Genomic DNA, 15,966 nt, shown 5'->3' on the forward strand with positions numbered 1-15,966 from the left:
GTCCATTGGGTGAGAGCGACAGGATGAGAGACGTAAGAATGAGATACATTGGATGAGAAATATTAGAGGAAGATATAGTCGCTCCTTCGGGATGGATGGCGTTGCCTCCATCGTCCGGGGGAGCGATTGTTCGTTGAGGAGAGTAAATGAAAGGGATAAATCCCATTAATGCAACTGAAAGTTGACTGGATGGGGAAATGAAAGGGATAAATCCCATTGATGCAGCCAAAAGTCGGCTGGATGGAGAAATGAAAGGGAAGGTATTAGAGTAACGAGGAGCACAAGTGCCCCTGATATCGGCAGAAGTTGGCTAAATGAACAAATCAGGAGCACAAGTGCCCCTGATATCGGCATAAGTCGGCTAAATGAACAAATCAGGAGCAGAAGTGCCCCTGATATCGGTAGAAGTTGGCTAAATGAACAAATCAGGAGCAGAAGTGCCCCTGATATCGGCAGAAGTTGGCTAAACGAACAAATCAGGAGCACAAGTGCCCCTGATATCGGTAGAAGTTGGCTAAATGAACAAATCAGGAGCACAAGTGCCCCTGATTCCAGCAGAAGTCGGCTAAATGAACAAATCAGGAGCACAAGTGCCCCTGATATCGGCAGAAGTTGGCTAAATGAACAAACGAGGAGCACAAGTGCCCCTGATATCGGCAGAAGTTGGCTAAATGAACGAACGAGGAGCACAAGTGCCCCTTATATCGGCATAAGTCGGCTAAACGAACAAATCAGGAGCACAAGTGCCCCTGATTCCAGCAGAAGTCGGCTAAATGAACAAATCAGGAGCACAAGTGCCCCTGATTTCACTCTACATAGTCCATCTGCCCCGCCAGAAGTAGGCCAATGGAGGACAGTGAGGCCAGCTTTAGTTAGTTTCTTTTATAAGTAAATCCGATAATTCCCGCTCAGCGCCAGCATGGTGAAGAAGTATAGACAGTTGTCGTAATACCGCCGTTCTCCGGTGCGCAGCGGGGTGTCCCAGAATAGCTTGACGAAATGCCCGGCATCCGGGCCATCGGCGGCAAGCGAGGCCATGGCCAGAGTGGATAGCAGGCCGACCGGATGCAGCGAAGGCTCGTCGAACGGCTGACCGTCAATGGTATACCGCCGGTAATCAGCCGGATCGATATCGCGGAAGAAAGCCTGAATGCGGTTAGACTGCTCTACCTGCCAAGGATCGCAGCGGAACCATTCATAATCCAGCCCAATGTTGGCGGCGACCCGGTAAGCATCACTGAAGAAGTGGCGGAAGTCGCCATGCGGTTGAGGTTCCGCCGGAGTTCCGTCATAGTTGGCGTATTCCGGCGACAGCCCGGTAACCGGGTGGCAGGCCAGATGCAGGTAATCCCGGCTCCGAGCAGCGGCATCCTTCCAGAACGCCCGGTCTGCTTCATCCGCTTGCAGCGCAAACAAATCATAGAAATGCGGCAAATGATAGGAGGGATCGCTGAACGGAGTCTCCGGGATGAACTTGATCAGCCGGGTCTCCGGGTCCCACATCGGCTGGCCTTCCCCGTCTTCTCCTTTGTGCACACAAGCGCGGAGAATAATTCTGGCCTGCTCGGAATAATTGAACGGCGCGGCTCCGTCACCCCAGCGGCGGGAAGCGAAGAACAGTGCCATCGCGAAGAACTCCTCTCCATCCGGCGCGGGACCGGGAGACAGCCGTGTACCGTCCAGTTTACAGTGCCAGGCGAAATAATCCTTGTAACGGCCTTCCGTATGCTGCATGAATACCTTGGCGAAATTCCAGAGCCGGTCGAACTCCTCCTTTTTATCCATCTGAACCGCCATCATCATCCCGTAGGACATGCCCTCTGTGCGCACATCGGTATTGCCTGTATCTACAATATAACCCTTATCCTCATCCATAGTATGATAGAGCCGGACATCAGGGGCGCCGTAGAACATTTCGTTCCAGGTATCTTCCAGCCGCTGCTGAATCGCCTCCGGACGCAGTCCGTTCTCAAGGAACAGATTTCTGTACTCCCCTGTGTAAAAAGAGCCCTCTGTAGTATTCATCATAACATCCTCCAGGTGAATTTTATTTTGCCCAAGTATATCATAAGCGGCAGTATAGAGATTAAAGCGTTTTCCAGATATTTTATAGAGGATTCCGGCTCCGGCCCATAATCTAAGGATAGATCAAGCTTAGGTGTCTATATGTCATGGACTTCACGCCAAAAGCTTCTCTATACTGATAGGACATGCTGCAAGATGAATAACAAGGTAAGGGTGATAGAGCTATGAATGAGGTGGCAGAGCTAATGAAGCTTACAGTCTACACGCGCATACCGAACCAGGATTACACCGGGTCTCTCGCCAACAGTGTCCATATGGCCTGTGCAGATGACCCTAACGAATTTCAGCCGCTGAACCGGAACTATGGCCTATTATTTGCCGTGGCCACCGTGGATGAGAACAATGTGATTCATGAAAAAGGACTCAAAAACCCCTATCTGTTCCGCACACAGGATGGTGCTTTCGGGATGATTGCGGTAAGGATTGACGCCTCGGGGGAGGATGACGGGGAGAGCAGGGGGCAGATTCTGCTGTGGACCTCGCCGGATCTGGTGACCTTCGATGCCCAGCGGCTTGTCCGGCTCGATAATGAACGCTATGTAAAAGAAGCAGTCTGCGCACTGGACAGCACTGGCGGATATGAGATCCGCTGGCAGGACAATGACGGCAGCTATTATGTGAACCGGCTGGCCGATCTGCGGAAGCCGGAAGGGATCTCGCCGCCGGAGCCTGCGGAAGCTTACACAGTAGAGCGGCCCGCTCAGCCGCTGCCCGGAACCTGTCCGGGGAATGTGCTGACAGTAGACGGTCCCGCCGGCCGCAAGGTTCAGGCGGCCTGGACCCCGGTGCATAACACCGGTATTCGCGTGGAGGAGCAGGTCAGTGTCCACTCCGCCGGCGAATTGACAAAGGTCAGAGCCACAGCGCTATATTCTGACGGCTCCACTGCCGATAAGCGGGTGGCCTGGGATACCGCAGGGATTGATTTCACCTTGCCGGGAACACATACCATACATGGCAAAGTGGTCACTTTTGACTTGCCGTTCCCGTTAGCAAGCGGTTATGCAGACCCGGTGATTCTCCCCTGGAACGGCAGGTATTACTTCCTGGCTACCAATGACAATGTCAATAATATCGGCATCTATGTCCGCGTGGCAGATACTTTACAGGACTTATTCGCTCCGGGCTTCCAGGAAGCCGTTATACTGGACCTGAATGAGGAGCTGAACTTCATCCAGACCTTCTGGGCACCGGAATTCCATGTCATCGGCGGGGAGCTGTACATTCTGTTCGCTGTTGGCGGCAAGGTATGGGGACCGCAATGCCATCTGATGAAGCTGAACCCCGGCGGCGATATTATGAAGGCCGGGGATTGGAGCACGCCGGTCCGGGTGAAGCGGATGGACGGTACTCCATTGGCCGCAGACGGCATTACGCTGGATATGACTTATTTCAAGGCAGACGGCACCTCCTGTGTAGTCTGGTCTTACCGCAAAGGGATCGGAACGCCGCTGGATACCGGCTCCATGCTATACATCGCCACTGTAGATGAAGCGAACCCGGCGGTATTAACCAGTGAACCAGTGCTGCTGTCGCGTCCTCTGCTGGGGTGGGAGAATGTTCAGGGCACGATTAATAACGAAGGCCCGTATCCGCTCCTGACGGAAGATACCGTGTATATTGCCTATTCCGGCGGGGCGGCAACGGGATATACCTATGCGGTGGGCTGGTTAAGCATTCCACGGGGCGGCGATGTTCTGGATGCCGGTGCCTGGAGCAAGGCGGGCACGCCGGCACTTTCTTATTATTCGCTGGACGGGGTGTATGGCCCGGGGCATAATTCCTTTTTCCAGGATACAGATGGTACTACGCTAGTCCTCTACCACGGGGAAGAGCAACTGGTGAAGCATGGAACGAGATGCTCGGCGATCCACAGAGTGCATTACAACAGTAACGGAGTTCCACTGCTCGATGTGGCCGGGGAGAGAGATGTACATCCGGATTACGCCGACTGCACGATACAGGTGACAGTGCTTGCTTAGTCTGGAGTCACGGCCATCCCAGAATGAAAAATTAACAACGACAATCTATATAACAAATGGAGGATGTTAGAATGACACAACAACAAGGATTCAACCCCTATCTGCCTTCCTGGGAGTACGTGCCGGATGCGGAGCCTTATGTTTTTGAAGGAAGAGTATATGTCTATGGCTCGCATGACCGGTTCAACGGACACGCCTTCTGTCTGAACGACTATGTCTGTTGGTCAGCGCCGGAGGACAATCTGGGCGATTGGCAGTATGAAGGGGTGATCTACAAGACGACAGATGACCCGCTCAACCCGGAAGGCAGCATGTGTCTATATGCACCGGATGTGACGCAGGGACCCGACGGGCGCTATTATCTCTACTATGTACTGGACAAGGTTTCTGTCGTATCGGTAGCGGTCTGCGATAAGCCGGGCGGCAAATATGAATTCTACGGTTATGTAACCTACGGGGACGGCACGCGTCTGGGCGAACGGGAAGGCGATGAGCCGCAGTTTGACCCGGGGGTATTGACCGAAGGAGACACCACTTACCTGTACACCGGCTTCTGCGGATACGGCGACAAGTCCAGACACGGCGCGATGGCTACCGTACTGGGTCCCGATATGCTTACGATTATTGAAGAGCCTGTGTTCGTTGCACCGAGCCAGCCTTACAGCCAGGGAACCGGCTTCGAGGGCTATGAGTTCTTCGAGGCCCCTTCCATCCGCAAAAGAGGAGATATCTATTACCTGATCTATTCCTCCATCTCGATGCATGAGCTGTGTTATGCCACCAGCAGTCATCCTACCCGGGATTTCGTGTATCAGGGAGTCATTGTGAGCAACTGTGATCTGCACATCGATACGTATAAGCCTGCGGACCGGACGATGTATTACGGCGGCAATAACCACGGCAGCATCGTGGAGGTTAATGGAGCGTGGTATATCTTCTATCACCGGCATACCAACGGGACCGCGTTCTCGCGCCAGGGCTGCATCGAGCCGATTACGTTCCGTGAAGACGGCACCATCCCGCAGGTGGAGATCACAACCTCCGGCCCGAACGGCGGCCCGCTGGAGGGACGCGGAGAATATCCGGCTTACCTGGCCTGTCATTTGTTCACGAAGGATCAGGAGATGTATACCGGAGGGTTTGGCAAGGTGGGTGCGTGGATGGACAGCCGGTTCCCGAAGATTACCCAGGACGGCAGAGACGGCGACGAAGAGGTTGGCTATATTGCCAATATGACGGAGTCGGCGACCGCCGGGTTCAAGTATTTTGACTGCAAGGGAGTTAACCGGGTCTCCATCAAGGTGCGGGGATATTGCCATGGGGAGTTCCAGGTGAAGACGGCTTGGGACGGACCTGCGCTTGCTTCTATTCCGGTAGGCTTCACTAATGTCTGGAAAGAATATGCTGCGGAAGTGGAGATTCCGGACGGCGTGCAGGCCTTGTATTTCACATACACCGGAGGCGGCGGCGCTCAATTTGCTTCATTTACACTGGAATAGACCGGAGGCATCAGACCAGGCATGACACAGACAGCAGGACCAGGGAGCGTGTTCCCGGTGCTGCTGTTTTGTCGTTCACATCGTAGAGCGTACGCTCTCAGCCTGCTGCTACACGCCGGAAGAATACCGGGCCTTGTACTCTGAGGGCGTCATGTTCATATAATGCTTGAACCATTTGGAGAAATAGCTGACATGCTGGTAGCCTGACTCCAGTGCAGCCTCCAGCACATTGTATGATCCGCTGCGGAGCAGACTGGCCGCCTGGCTGATGCGGATATAATTCAGATACTCCATCGGGCGCATCCCTGTCTGAGCCTTGAAAAACTTGCAGAAATGCGAGCGGCTCAGCGCTACCACGGCGGCAAGCTGATCCAGCTCCAGCCTGTCGCGGGAATGCGCCTCCATATAGCTCAGCACCTCCCGGATCTGCCGGTTATATTCCCGGCCGTGCCGGGTCTCCGCGGCCGGGTTCAGCCTGGTCAGCCCGTATTGATAGCTGTCTGCGATGAACAGCAGTAAGAGCGCCTTCAGGCTCATTTCGTATGCCCCGGGCTTACGCTCATAGCGGCTTAACAGCTCCCTGATCAGCTGAAGCAAGGGGGAGTGGGCGGCATCTGCAGCAGATAACAGAGCGGGAAGCCGGACCTTCCCTTGCAGGACGGGGTCCAGGAACAGCTCCTGTACCCGGTCGGGCTGCGGCGAAGACAGCCAGGAGCCTTTGAACACGATGGAATAATAACAGGTGCCGCCCATTGCGGTGTCCATGCCCGAATGAAGCTCACCGGGATGAACGATCAGGGCATCTCCTGCCTGGATGGCGAACTCGCGGCTCTCAATATAGAAGGTAGCGCGGCCTTCCGCCAGATAGATCATCTCCATTTCGTTATGCCAGTGCACGGGAAGAATGGAATGCACGCGGGCCTGATGCTCCACCCGGTAGATATGCAGCGGGAATTCCGGCTGGCCGTGCAGTTTGTTCTCCCGGTAACGGTGTTCGTACATGATGCCCTCCTCTGAATCGCTATATTGTGATGATATCGCGCAAATATATGTTAGATGAACCGTTATCAATAATAATATCATTATAACCAGAGGAAGTCATAAGGAAGGGTGGAACCATAATGAAACTGATAACTGTTCAATCCGGCGAGGCTGGCGTAAGGCTGGAGACTAGTGAGGGAATAATGCATATCGGCTGGTGTACGCCGGGGATTGCCAGAATCCGCTATACGCTGAATGCTGAGCTGAGCGGTAAAGAGAGTCTGATGGTGGTAAGCCGGCCAGAAGCCGAGACCGTACCTTACACTATCACAGAACTGCCTGGCCATCTGCAGATATCAACGGCGCAGCTAACGGTTGAAGTGGATAAAGAGAGCTGTGCCTTCAGCTACAGAGCTGCGGACGGCACGCTGCTGACACGGGAGCCGGCCAGAGGCGGCAAAACCCTGGAGCGCACAGAGGTCTATCATACGGTATTCGATGCTTCGGCAGACACGGTAGAGACCGGACAGGGTGCGGATGGGCTGCGTGCCAGAGCGGAGGGCGTCAAACGGAGGCTGGACCGGGAGGCTTTTCATACAAAGCTGGAATTCGAATGGCAGGAAGGGGAGGCCCTGTACGGACTCGGCTCCCATGAAGAGGGGATGATGAACCTCCGGGGACGGCAGCAATACTTGTACCAGCAGAATATGAAGGCGGTTGTACCGGTACTGGTGTCTACACGCGGCTACGGGATTCTGGTAGATTCGGGATCTTATATGACTTTTCATGATGATGCCTTTGGCTCGTACCTCTGGAGCGATGCGGATGAAGAGATGGATTATTATTTCATTTATGGTCCGGAATTCGATCAGATTACGGCGGGAATCCGCTACCTGACCGGAGAAGCACCAATGCTGCCGAAGTGGTCCTTCGGGTATGTACAGTCCAAGGAAAGATACGTCTCTCAGGCGGAACTGATCGCCATCGTGCAAGAGTATCGTGAGCGTTCGCTTCCCCTCGACTGTATCGTACTCGACTGGCAGTCCTGGACGGGCAATCTGTGGGGGCAAAAGACTTTCGATCCTGAGCGCTTCCCCGATCCCTCGCAGATGATGAACAGCCTGCACGCTATGAACGCCAAGCTGATGGTATCCATCTGGCCGATTATGGGCGCGGGCGGGGAGAATCATGAAGAGATGAAGGCAGGCGGTTTCCTGCTCGGCAATCAGGCGACTTATGATGCCTTCTCGGAGGAGGCTCGTGCGCTGTACTGGAAGCAGGCCAACGAAGGGCTGTTCGCCCACGGCATTGATGCCTGGTGGTGTGATTGCACCGAGCCGTTCGAAGCGGACTGGAAGGGCGCGGTGAAGCCGGAGCCGGAGCAGCGGCTGCTGATTAATACGGCAGAATCGAAGCGGTATCTCGATCCGGGCTTGATCAATGCTTATTCCATGCAGCACTCCAAAGGGATCTATGAAGGCCAGCGCGCAGCAACCTCAGCGAAACGGGTGATCAATCTGACACGCTCCGCGTTCGCAGGGCAGCACCGCTATGGCACGATTACATGGTCAGGCGATATAGCCGCCAACTGGGGGACGCTGAGGAAGCAGATAGCAGACGGCCTTAACTTTTGCATGACCGGTTCGCCATACTGGACACTGGATATCGGAGCGTTCTTCGTAAAGAATCCCAAGGAGCAATGGTTCTGGAGCGGGGATTATGACGAAGGTGTTGCGGATCTGGGCTACCGGGAGCTGTATGTCCGCTGGTTCCAGCTCGGAGCCTTCCTGCCGATGTTCCGTTCCCATGGCACGGATACGCCGAGGGAGATATGGCAGTTCGGCCAGGAGGGTGAGCTGATGTATGACACGCTGGTGAACTATCTGAAGCTCCGTTACAGGCTGATGCCATACATCTACTCCCTGGCCGGAGCTGTGGCACACCGCAGCTATACTATGTTCCGTGCGCTGGCTTTCGATTACCGGGAAGATGTGCAGGTCCATGCCATCGGCGACCAGTTCATGTTCGGTCCGGCCTTCATGGTGGCTCCTGTGACAGAGGCCATGTATTACGGTCCCGGCTCCCGTGAGCTTGAGGGGGTTCTTAAGCAGCGCCGGGTCTACCTCCCTGAAGGCGAATGGTATGATTATTGGAGCGATGAACGGCTGGAGGGCGGCGTGACGATTGAAGCCAAGGCGGATCTGGAGACGCTTCCCCTGTATGTCCGTGCCGGGTCCATTGTTCCGCTCGGCCCCGATGTTCAATATACGGATGAACAGCCGGAGGCGGTGACGAGGCTCAAGGTATACGGCGGCAAGGATGCAGCCTTCACCCTGTATGAAGATGAAGGCGATAATTATAATTATGAGACCGGCGCCTATGCCATGATTGAGCTGAGCTGGTGTGAAGCGGACCGCAGCCTGACTATCGGGAAGCGGGCCGGAGACTATGCCGGAATGCAGGCGGTAAGGCAATTTGCTGTAGAGCTGGCCGGTTATGCGGGAAGCCGCATTGTCACTTATGAAGGGGAAGCTGTAATTGTCCGTGAAGCGGACCTTCAGAGATGAGACTTCATTCGATGTGTGACTTATTGTACGCTTGATAGAGAAGCTCTACTAGGCTCTGTTACTCTTGCGGTAGGCGGCGGGTGTCATGCTGGTGATTCTTTTGAATGTACGGTAGAAATGGGGCAGGCTCTCGAAGCCGCAGGCCATGGCAATCTGCTCGATGGTATAGCTTGATTGCAGCAGGCTGTCCTTGGCGGCGAAAATCCGCTTCGTCGCAATATAATCCGTCACATTCATGCCCAGACGCTGCTTGAAGACCCGGCTGAAGTGGGCCGGTGAGATCGACGCCCGCGCAGCCAGAGAGCTTAGCTCCAGCGGCTGATCCAGATGATCATTGATATAGCTGAGCGCCTCACGGAACCACTCCGGCAGCAAGGGACTTGAAGCGACAGGCTCAGCGGCTTGCGGCAGACAGTAGCGGTTCAGATGCAGCAGTGTAAGATGAAGCAGCAGCGTAAGCGCCTGCCCGCCGTCCGGCTGATTCTGCTCGCGTTCCCGGTGGATCGCATCGATATCATTTTGCAGAATTTCAGCATGCTCTGGAGACAGGGTATACTTGTACTGCTTGTTTGTCTTGGCAGCGTCGAACAGCTTCAGATAGGGATAAGACTCACTGTAGGTATGGTTATGGATCAGAGCCGGGCTGAAAAAAAGGGCGGAGGAGGTCACCGGCTCCTCATTATCGGGAAATCCCCGGTGTACCGTGTTTCCGGGAACGACAATAATGTCACCCGGATGCATCTCATAAAAGGTCTGATCGATGAAAAAGCTTCCTTTGCCGCCGTATACGTAAATGAATTCGTACCAGTCATGCTGGTGGTCGGGCAGCTCGCGCTGCGGACTTTTCGTTTCCTTATAGTCCAGCAGCAGCGTAACCGGCAATTGATGGTCAAAATGCCTGCGGATCGGTTCCATGAAGTCGCCCCCTGAGTTAAATCTCTGCATTCTTACCCACATCATATCAAAATAAGGTATAGATTTGTTTGTTTAAGCTATTTTTATTCCTTTATCGGATGTTTACAATAAGGTGGAATGGAGGCGTTATCATGTATATTGATGCTCACCAGCATTATTGGAAGATAGACAGGGATGATTATGGATGGATTACGCCGGAGATTCCGGTGCTGTTCCGGGATTATCTGCCCGCTGATCTGGAGCCGGAGCTAATGAAGCACGGGATCAGCCGTACGATTGTCGTACAGGCTGCGCCTACGGTGGAGGAGACGGAATATATTCTGGAACTCAGCGGGCAGGCGGAGTCTGTCGCGGGCGTGATTGGCTGGCTGGATCTAGCAAGCCCTTCCTTCCAGGCCGAATTCGAGCGTCTCAGCAGACATCCGAAGTTTACCGGGCTGCGGGTGATGATTCAGGAGATGGCGGACCCCGGTGTGCTTTTGACCCGGCCTTATATAGAAGCGCTCTCATACCTTGCGGAGCGGGATGTGCCGGTGGACCTGCTGGTGCTGGCCGATCAGCTTCCGCAGCTCATTGAGATGCTGGAACAGGTTCCGGGACTGCGGGGAGTCATTGATCACCTGGCCAAGCCGCCGATTGCTTCGGGTAGCCTGGAGCCGTGGCGAAGCCTGATGGCGGAGGTTGCCAAGCATCCGGGAATTTACTGCAAGCTGTCCGGGATGGTCACTGAAGCAGATCCCCAGGGCTGGACGCAGGAGGATTTCACGGATTACGTACATGCTGTGCTGGAGCTGTTCGGACCCGGGCGGGTGATGTTCGGCAGCGACTGGCCTGTGTGCCTGATGGCGGCAACCTATGAGGAGGTTGTGGGGATTCTGCGCACAGCACTGCAAGACCGCTTGTCCGCGGAAGAGATGGAGCCGGTATTTGGAGCGAATGCTGTTAGATTTTATAAGCTGGATTCACTAATTATAGGAGGTTGAGCAATATGAAATACAGAAAGCTGGGCAATACGGGACTGGATGTCTCCGCATTAAGCTTCGGGGCCTCTTCGCTGGGCAGCGTGTTCCGGGAGGTTCCGAAGGATGAGGCTATCCTCACGGTTCATACGGCGATTGATCTGGGGATTAACCTCATTGACGTCTCCCCTTACTACGGCCTGATGAAGGCGGAGACAGTGCTGGGTGAGGCACTCCAGACGGTACCGCGCGACAAGTATATCCTGAGCACGAAGGCCGGACGTTACGGCGAGGGGGAATTCGATTTCTCCAGAGAGCGGATCATCCGCAGCGCGGAAGAGAGCATGGCCCGCCTGGGCACAGATTACCTGGATATTCTGCTGCTGCATGATGTTGAATTCGGCTCGCTTACGCAGGTGATGGAGGAGGGGATTCCGGCGCTGGAAGAGCTGAAGCAGGCGGGCAAAATCCGTTACTTCGGCGTCAGCGGCCTGCCGCTGAGTGTGTTCGAAAAGGTGCTGCCGCAGACCAAGCTGGATGTCATTCTGTCCTATTGTCATTATTCGCTCAACGATACCACACTGCTCCGGCTCCTTCCGCTGCTGGAGGAGAGCGGAACGGGGCTGATGAATGCGTCTCCCATCTCGATGGGGCTGCTCAGCAACCGTAAGGTGCCGGATTGGCATCCGGCAGGAGCGGAGATTCAGGCCGCATGTCAGCGCGCCGCTGAGTATTGCAGGGACAAGGGAGAAGACATCGCCAAGCTGGCAGTTCAGTTCTCCACCGCGAACGAGCAGATTCCTACGACCTTGGTCAGCACGGCGACACCAGCCAATATCCGCAACAATATCAAGTGGACCGAAGAGCCGATGGACGAACAATTACTGGCAGAAGTGCGCGATATTCTGAAGCCAATTGATGGGGCTACTTGGCCGAGCGGCCGGGCAGAATGGAACGAAGCACCAGGCCGGAACGGGGAGCGCTTATAATGAAGGGAATTATTTGTGAGGAGATCGGAAAGTTCGTATTCAGGGAAGATCTGCCGGAGCCGGAGCTGGTGGACGGGGAAGCGGTTGTAAGCATCCGCCGGATCGGCATCTGCGGGACAGATCTGCACGCTTACCGGGGCAACCAGCCTTATTTCACTTATCCGCGTGTGCTGGGGCATGAGCTGTCCGGGATTATTGAGCGCATTGGCGACAACCCGCAAGGGCTTCGCGCTGGGGACCAGGTCAGTGTAATTCCGTATCTGCATTGCGGAGAGTGCCGGGCCTGTCTGAGCGGTAAAACGAATTGCTGCCAGAAAATGAGAGTGTTCGGTGTTCACCTGGATGGCGGAATGCGGGAACGGGTGAGTCTGCCTGTCGGCAATCTGCTGAAAACAGACGGGCTGACGCTGGATCAGGCGGCCATGCTGGAGCCGCTGGCGATCGGTGCCCATGCGGTGCGGCGCTCGGGTGTCGGTGCGGGGGAGCAGGTGCTGGTGATCGGGGCCGGACCGATCGGACTGGGCGTGATGGCCATGGCCCGGTACGCTGGGGCGCAGGTCATTGCCATGGATGTCAACGATGAACGTCTGGCCTTCTGCAAGGGCTGGGCGCAGGCAGAGCATACGGTAAGCGCCTTGAAGGAGCCGAAGGAACAGCTATCGGCGCTTACAGACGGCAATTTCCTGCCGCATGTCATTGATTCCACCGGCAACATCTCTTCTATGGAAGGGGCTTTCGGATTGGTCGGGCATGGCGGTACGTTGACTTATGTCGGCTTGGTCAAAGGGAACATTACCTTTAGTGACCCCGATTTCCATGCCCGTGAGATGACGGTGCAGGGCAGCAGAAATGCGACCCGCGAGGACTTCGAACGGGTGATTAGTGCCATTAGGGATGGTTATATTGATGTGGACCGCTATATTTCCCACCGCTGCTCCTTCGGGGAGATGATAGGGCAGTTCGAGAGCTGGCTGAATCCTGAAACCAAGGTGATCAAGGCGCTGGTGGAACTGGATTAACGGATGAAGCTGGACTAACGGGTGGAACTGACTAACTACGAAGGAGCGGAATTGTAATGAAAAGCAAGGAACACAGCCAGCGGTTATGGTATAGTGAACCGGCACAGAATTGGAATGAGGCGCTGCCGATCGGCAACGGCCGGCTCGGGGCGATGATCTTTGGCAGGGTGGCTGAGGAGAAGCTGCAGCTTAATGAGGATTCCGTATGGTACGGAGGTCCGCGTGACCGCAACAATGAAGATGCGCTGCCCCACTTGCCGAAGCTCCGCCAGCTGATTCTGGAAGGCAAGCTGAGGGAGGCGGAGGAGCTGGCGGCCATGACGATGGTGGGGCTGCCGGAAGCGCAGCGCCATTATCTGCCGCTTGGCGACCTGCTGCTGTCATTCAGCGGACATGAGCAGCCTGCTGAGAATTATCAGCGGGAGCTTGATCTCGAATCCGGTATATCCCAGGTGAGTTATTCCACCGGCGGAGTGCGGTATACCCGTGAGCTGTTCGCCAGCTTCCCGGATCAAGCCATCGTGGTGCGGATTACCGCTGACCGGAAGAACGCAATCTCCCTGAAGGCCAGATTCAACCGCCAGAACTGGAGAATGCTGGAGAAGACCGAGAAATGGAATGACAGCGGACTGGTGATGGGCGGGGAATGCGGCGGGCGCGGGGGCAACTCGTTCGCTGCTGCATTGAAGGCCGTCACAGAAGACGGAACCTGCCGCAACATCGGCGAATATGTGCTGGTGGAGGGGGCAAGCTCGGTTACGCTGCTGCTTGCTGCAGGAACCACGTTCCGCCATCCCGATCCGGCGCTGTATGCCAAGCGGCAGTTGGAGGCCTTGAGTATGGTTCCTTATGAGGAACTGCTTGCCCGTCATGTCGCTGATTACCGCAGCCTATACGGACGGACCACGCTGACGCTGCCGGAGAACCCGGAGCTGAGCGGACTGCCGACCAGTGAACGGCTAAATCGGTTCCGGCAGGGGGGAGAGGATCACGGGCTAATTACAACCTACTTCCAGTATGGACGTTATCTGCTGATCGCCTCCAGCCGTCCTGGCTCCTTGCCTGCGAATCTGCAGGGCATCTGGAATGACAGCTTCACCCCGGCCTGGGACAGCAAATTCACGATTAACATCAACGCGCAAATGAATTACTGGCCGGCTGAACTCTGCAATCTGGCGGAATGCCATGAGCCGCTGTTCGATCTGATCGAACGGATGCGTGAGCCGGGACGGGTGACCGCGAAGGTGATGTACGGCTGCGGCGGCTTCACGGCACACCACAATACAGACATCTGGGCAGATACTGCTCCTCAGGATACGTATCTGCCAGCCTCGTTCTGGCCGCTGGGAGCAGCTTGGCTGTGTCTGCATATGTGGGAGCATTACCGGTTCAGCCAGGACCGCCAGTATCTGGCGAATGCCTACGATACGATGAAGGAATCGGCACAGTTCCTGCTGGATTACCTGATAGAGGATGAATCGGGCCGGCTAATTACCTGCCCGTCCGTCTCGCCGGAGAACACGTACCAGCTTCCCGGCGGGGAATCGGGCGTGCTGTGTGCCGGAGCCTCTATGGACTTCCAGATTATTGAGGCGCTGTTCAAGGCCTGTATTCAGAGCGCGGAAATCATCGGACGGGATGAGGCATTCCGCGAAGAGCTCCGCTCAGCGCTGAACCGCTTGCCGGGGCCGCAGATCGGTAAATACGGCCAGATTCAGGAATGGATGGAGGATTATGAAGAGGTAGAGCCGGGGCACCGTCATATCTCGCATCTGTTTGCGCTATATCCGGGGGATGCCTTCACAGTGGAGCATACACCTGAGCTGGCGGCAGCTGCCCGTACGACGCTGGAACGCAGACTTGCCAGCGGCGGAGGACATACCGGCTGGAGCCGGGCGTGGATCATTAATTTCTGGGCGCGGCTCCAGGATGAAGGCAAGGCTTATACGAATGTACGGGCGCTGCTGGAGCATTCCACCTTGCCGAATCTATTCGATAACCATCCTCCGTTCCAGATTGACGGGAACTTCGGAGGAACAGCGGGCATCGCGGAGATGCTGCTGCAGAGTCACACAGATAGGATCAGATTGCTGCCTGCATTGCCTGCGGATTGGAGCGAGGGCAGTGTCAAGGGACTGCGGGCAAGAGGCGGCTATACGCTGGACTTCTCGTGGGCGGACGGACATGTTACTGAAGTGATTGTTACTTGTACGGTATCCGGCACATGCCGCCTGGAAGGCCCGGGACTGGCTCCGGTATCGTTCGCTGGAGAAGCGGGCAGTTCGTATACCTTCACCGGGTAGATTAATATTAGGCTGGCTAGTTGACGAATAGGATAGTATAGTAATGTGGGATTGGCGTATTTGCGCCAGTCCTTTTTGCGTGCGTGGTTGGCTAGAACGTCGAGCGGGCCGGATGTAATCGAAAAACCGAACACAATCGGACCAGGGAGCGGAGCGTAGGCCAAATGTATTCGGAAAGCCGAACACAATGTGCTGGGGGACGGAGCGTAGGCCCAATGTAATCGAAAAACCGAACACAATCGGACCAGGGGGCGGCGCGCAGGCCAAATGTAGGCGAAAAACCGAACACAATGTGCTGGGGGAGTGCGCGTGGGCCAAATGAAGAGCACAAGTGCCCCTGAAATCGCCGAAAGCGGGCCACCCGAGCAAATGAAGAGCACAAGTGCCCCTGAAATCGCCGAAAGTGGGCCACCCGGAGCAAATGAAGAGCACAAGTGCCCCTGAAATCGCCGAAAGCGGGCCACCGGAGCAAATGAAGAGCACAAGTGCCCCTGAAATCGCCGAAAGCGGGCCACCCGGAGCAAATGAAGAGCACAAGTGCCCCTGAAATCGCCGAAAGTGGGCCACCCGAGCAAATGAAGAGCACAAGTGCCCCTGAAATCGCCGAAAGCGGGCCACCCGAGCAAATGAAGAGCACAAGTGCCCCTGAAATCGCCGAAAGTGGGCC

The 15,966-nt window shown here is 55.5% G+C and carries 10 protein-coding genes; 7 read left to right on the forward strand and 3 right to left on the reverse strand.

Translation table 11 applies throughout. The features are described from left to right. Window positions 1–882: 882 nt before the first annotated feature. Window positions 883–2,025 (reverse strand): family 8 glycosyl hydrolase, encoded by a 1,143-nt coding sequence (locus J2Z70_RS26285; protein WP_209878075.1) that lies wholly within the window; start codon window positions 2,023–2,025, stop codon window positions 883–885. Between the two features lie 224 nt (window positions 2,026–2,249). Between J2Z70_RS26285 and J2Z70_RS26290 the strand changes: the two genes are divergently transcribed. Further along, complete coding sequence (locus tag J2Z70_RS26290) at window positions 2,250–4,067, forward strand: family 43 glycosylhydrolase (protein WP_209878077.1); 1,818 nt, start codon at window positions 2,250–2,252, stop codon at window positions 4,065–4,067. A gap of 71 nt (window positions 4,068–4,138) precedes the next feature. Continuing rightward, complete coding sequence (locus J2Z70_RS26295; protein ID WP_209878079.1) at window positions 4,139–5,566, forward strand: family 43 glycosylhydrolase; 1,428 nt, start codon at window positions 4,139–4,141, stop codon at window positions 5,564–5,566. A 108-nt stretch (window positions 5,567–5,674) separates the two neighbouring features. Here the strand turns inward: J2Z70_RS26295 and J2Z70_RS26300 are convergent, their stop codons facing one another. Further along, complete coding sequence (locus J2Z70_RS26300) at window positions 5,675–6,568, reverse strand: helix-turn-helix transcriptional regulator (protein ID WP_209878081.1); 894 nt, start codon at window positions 6,566–6,568, stop codon at window positions 5,675–5,677. A 119-nt stretch (window positions 6,569–6,687) separates the two neighbouring features. Here J2Z70_RS26300 and J2Z70_RS26305 point away from each other — a divergent pair, with 119 nt between their 5' ends. Beyond that, entirely contained in the window at window positions 6,688–9,114 is a 2,427-nt protein-coding gene (locus J2Z70_RS26305; protein ID WP_209878083.1) for a glycoside hydrolase family 31 protein, read from the forward strand. Window positions 9,115–9,162: 48 nt separating this feature from the next. Here J2Z70_RS26305 and J2Z70_RS26310 read toward each other — a convergent pair whose 3' ends face one another. Further along, complete coding sequence (locus J2Z70_RS26310; RefSeq protein ID WP_209878085.1) at window positions 9,163–10,029, reverse strand: AraC family transcriptional regulator; 867 nt, start codon at window positions 10,027–10,029, stop codon at window positions 9,163–9,165. Between the two features lie 131 nt (window positions 10,030–10,160). On the opposite strand from J2Z70_RS26310, the gene J2Z70_RS26315 reads away from it, so the two are divergent. Genes J2Z70_RS26315 through J2Z70_RS26330 form a run of 4 tightly spaced genes read left to right on the forward strand, consistent with a single transcriptional unit; the run spans window position 10,161 to window position 15,299 of the window. Beyond that, window positions 10,161–11,012: an amidohydrolase family protein gene (locus J2Z70_RS26315; RefSeq protein ID WP_209878087.1), complete on the forward strand. Its 852-nt coding sequence runs from the start codon at window positions 10,161–10,163 to the stop codon at window positions 11,010–11,012. 5 nt (window positions 11,013–11,017) lie between these two features. Then, window positions 11,018–11,977 (forward strand): aldo/keto reductase, encoded by a 960-nt coding sequence (locus J2Z70_RS26320; protein WP_209878089.1) that lies wholly within the window; start codon window positions 11,018–11,020, stop codon window positions 11,975–11,977. Beyond that, window positions 11,977–12,996, forward strand: a complete 1,020-nt coding sequence (locus tag J2Z70_RS26325) for a zinc-binding alcohol dehydrogenase family protein (protein WP_209878091.1) — start codon at window positions 11,977–11,979, stop codon at window positions 12,994–12,996. Before J2Z70_RS26320 ends, J2Z70_RS26325 begins: the two co-directional genes overlap by 1 nt. A gap of 56 nt (window positions 12,997–13,052) precedes the next feature. Further along, window positions 13,053–15,299, forward strand: a complete 2,247-nt coding sequence (locus tag J2Z70_RS26330; protein WP_209878093.1) for a glycoside hydrolase family 95 protein — start codon at window positions 13,053–13,055, stop codon at window positions 15,297–15,299. Window positions 15,300–15,966 lie beyond the last annotated feature (667 nt).

The organism is Paenibacillus silagei (assembly GCF_017874735.1).
GTDB lineage: Bacteria > Bacillota > Bacilli > Paenibacillales > Paenibacillaceae > Paenibacillus_AQ > Paenibacillus_AQ silagei.